Below are 3,638 nucleotides of genomic sequence, written 5' to 3' on the forward strand. Positions count from 1 at the left end.
GGTGGGCCCCCGCACGGTGGCGATAGGCGCGACGCTAGCGGCTCGGACCCTGCCGCTTCGAGTCTCGGCCGCGGACGCCGGGAATGGCCTGACCTTCCGTTGGGCCGGTGTGGCCTCCGGACCTACGTCGATCTCCCTCTACGACGTGAATGGCCGCCTGATCCGGCGGGTTCCGCTGCGCCCAGCCGTGGGCGGCACGACTTCATCCGAGGCGGTCTGGGACGGAAGGACTTCGGGAGGGACGACGGCCGCAAGGGGTATCTACTTCGCCCGAGTGGAGGGAAGAGGCGTCCCGGCGGCACCCGCGGCCAAGGTCGTTTGGATTCGCTGAGGAGCTAGACCCGCAGCACGATGCCTCGCGCTTCTCTCTGCGTCGCCTGGGAGATTCCCTGCGCGTACAGCGCAACCTGCCGCTTGTAGTTCTCCGCCTGCGTGCCCAGGTCCGCGTCGGTTTTGAAGTCCACGACCGTCCATCGTCCATCCTCCGGGAACGCCAGGTCCGCGACGCACTCGAGCAGCGTGCCGTCTTCCAGGCGCAGCACGAGCGGCGTCTCGCGGCGGCATTCACCGCGTGAAGCGGCTGCCGCGGCGCGGCGGAGCACGGGATGGGCGAGCGTGGCTTCCACGACGCGCGCGGCCGCTTCGGTCTCCTCCTCCGAGGCGCCGAGGATCCTGGCCTGCACCGCGGCGTGCGCGGCCACCCCGGAAGGATCGGCGAGATCCACGACGGAAAGCACGGCATGGACGAGGGTGCCGAACCGGGGACCCTTCGGTCGCGGCCCCTTCCACGCGGCGTCCATGACCACAACCATGTCGGAACCCTGCACCTTCGTGTCGGTGGCGCGCACCCACTCGGTCGCGGCGCGCACGACGCGGGTGGGCTTCTTCCCCTCGTCGCGCGTCTCGTTCCGTTCCCACCGCCACGCTTCCCAGTTGGCCAGCGCTTCCGACGAGCGGCCCTCCTCGTCGACTTTCAGGATCTCGGACTGGGCGAGGCCCAGGGTGGGACGCACGCCGAGCTGCAGCGTCAGCGGATCCCACCAGACCGACCGGTGGTCTCCGAGGGCGGGCACGTGGACGCCAGTCGCCACCGAGACGATCGGAGGCTGCATGCCGTCCGGCCGTCCGGGCACGCTGTCTCCGCCGAACGGAGGGCAGCCCGGCGCCTGCAGCGACTCGGGCCGTCTGGAGCGCGACACGTCCGGATAGACCACGGGATTCAGCGCCTTCAGCCAGCCGTCGAACGGCTCGTCGCCGACGACGGGGACGACCAGGGCGTCGCGCGCGCGGGTCGCGGCCACGTAGACCAGCCGCACCGCCTCTTCGCGTTCGCGCTCCATCTCTTCGCCGGCGTGCTCGATCAGCTCGGGAGGAGAGCAGCCGGCGAGCTTCTGCACGAAGAGCCCGCGCGCGGGATCGCTCCAGCGTCCCGGCTCCTCGAAGGTCTCCTTCGCGGTCATGTCGGCGAGGATCACGATCGGAAACTCCAGCCCCTTGGCCTTGTGGACGGTCATGAGACGCACGCCCTGGATCCCTTCTTCCAAAAGCGGCGCCTCGGCCGCCTCCCCGCGCTCGGCATCGTCCTCCAGCCGGTCCACGAAGGCGCGGAAGGAGACCAGACCCTGCTGCTCGGCGCGGCGCGCCAGGTCCATCAGCCGGCTCACGTTGGCGAGCGCCTGCATTCCGGTCGGCCAGATCGCGAGCGCGGCGTGCGCGCGCGTCGCCTCCAGCAGGCGCGCGATGGTGTCGGCCACGGGACGATGGTTTCGCGTGCGATGCAGGTCGCGAAGGATGGCGAGGCAGTCCGCCACTTCGGCCAGCGCGGGCGGCGGCTCGTCGGCGCCCGGAACCGCGGGAGGCATCGTCCGGAACGGATGCAATCCTCCCACGCGCTCCTTCCAGGTGAGCAGCGCCGCGTCACCGAGGGCGAAGAGCGGCCCGCGGAGCGTCGCGAAGACCGCCAGCTCGTCGTCCGGCCGCTCGATCGCGGTCAGCGCGTTCCGGATCGCCTCGACCTCCTCCCGCTCGTGGAACGAGCTGCCGCCGACGAGGAGATGGGGAAGCATGCGCGCTTCGAGCGCGGTCACGTAGGGGCGCGTCACGTCCACGGGACCGGAGCGGAAGCGGCGGAACAGCACACAGACGTGACGCGGCTCGACCTTCACGCGCTCGTCCGGCTTCTCGCGCTCGGTGACGGTCCAGCCGCTCTCCCGGACGAGCCAGTCGATCCAGGCGGCCACCGTGTCGGGGAGCGACTCGTCGATCCGCCAGTTCACGATCTTCCCCCACGGGCTGTAGGGGGCGGGGACCGGCAGCGCGATGACCGGAGGCTGGCCCTCCACCGATGGGCGGAACGGCTCCAGAGGCACGTACTCCCGCCCCGACACGCCGCCCAGCCGCGTCTCGAACGCCGCGTTCACCGCGGTCTGGATTTCCGGCACCGACCGGAAGCTCACGGTCAGATTCACGGCGCGCGCGCCGTGGCCGACCAGCTGGCGCTGCACCTCGCGATAGAGCGCGACGTCGGCGCGGCGGAAGCGGTAGATCGACTGCTTGGGATCGCCGACGATGAAGAGCTTCCCCGGCACGGGCCGCGCGCGCCGCCAGTCGGTCAGCTCGGGATCGTCGGCGGCGAGGAGCATGAGCACCTCGGCCTGGAGCGGGTCGGTGTCCTGAAACTCGTCCACGAAGTAGTGCGTGAAGCGGCGCTGCAGCTCGCGCCGCACGCCGGCGTTCCCCCGCACCAGATCGCGCGCGCGGAGGAGCAGGTCCTCGAAGTCGAGGCAGCCCGCGGTCTCCTTCGCCTTCTCGTAGGCTTCGACCACCGGCCACAGCTCGTCGCGGAGCCTGGGCGCGAGATCGGCCCCCGCCGCGGAGACGAACCGGTCGAGGGCGGCTTTCAGGGCATTGCGGCGGGACCGCAGTCCCTGTTGATCGAATTCAGGGTCGCGCGACGTCGCCCAACCCTTGTGGCCCCAGTGCTTATTCTTGGAAACCTTCGACCAGTCGGTGAGCTTGGCCTCGAGCGCGTCGTAGTCGCGATCGCGCACGCGCTCCATCCGGCGGACCTCGTCGACGTACTTGCCGATCTCGAGAAGCGATTTCACGAACCAATCGTTCTCGTTGCCCCGCGGCCCCCACTCGGCCAGCGCCTCCATCTCCTCGAGGATCGCGTCGATGGCGCGGTCCCGCTCGAATCCCTCGGCATGCCGCCACGGGGTGGGGAAGTCGCGGCGGCCGATCAGGCTCCAGGCCGCGCGGCGCAAGAGCCCGCGCGGGCCCTCGTCCTTGCCCCAGTAGAGGAACGCCGGCTCCCGCTTCCACCGGCAGAGGATCCGGCTCACGCCGGGCGAGGGATGGGCGAGCTGGCCCTCGAACCAGCGCTGGAACGCGCGCTCGAAGAGCGGACGCGCCGCGTCGTCGGGCGCGACTTCGAAGCGCGGATCCACCCTGGCTTCGACGGGGCGCTCGCGCAGGAGATCCGCGCAGAAGGAGTGGATCGTTCCGATGCGCGCCTCCTCCAGCTTGGGGAGCGCGGCCGCGAGGCGCTCCCGCGCGGCGGGCGGGCGCGAGGCGTCGAGCCGCGCCACCTCGATCGCCGTGCGCAGCCTAAGCTTCAGCTCGCCCGCCGCGGGATC

General features: G+C 71.1%; 1 protein-coding gene. It reads right to left on the minus strand.

Annotated elements, in window-relative coordinates; genetic code table 11:
* Window positions 1–335: 335 nt before the first annotated feature.
* Window positions 336–3,638: UvrD-helicase domain-containing protein (locus tag VE326_14580; GenBank protein ID HYJ34426.1), on the minus strand; the 3,303-nt coding region annotated here is incomplete at its 5' end.

The sequence above is a fragment of the Candidatus Binatia bacterium genome (assembly GCA_035631035.1).
Taxonomy (GTDB): domain Bacteria; phylum Eisenbacteria; class RBG-16-71-46; order SZUA-252; family SZUA-252; genus DASQJL01.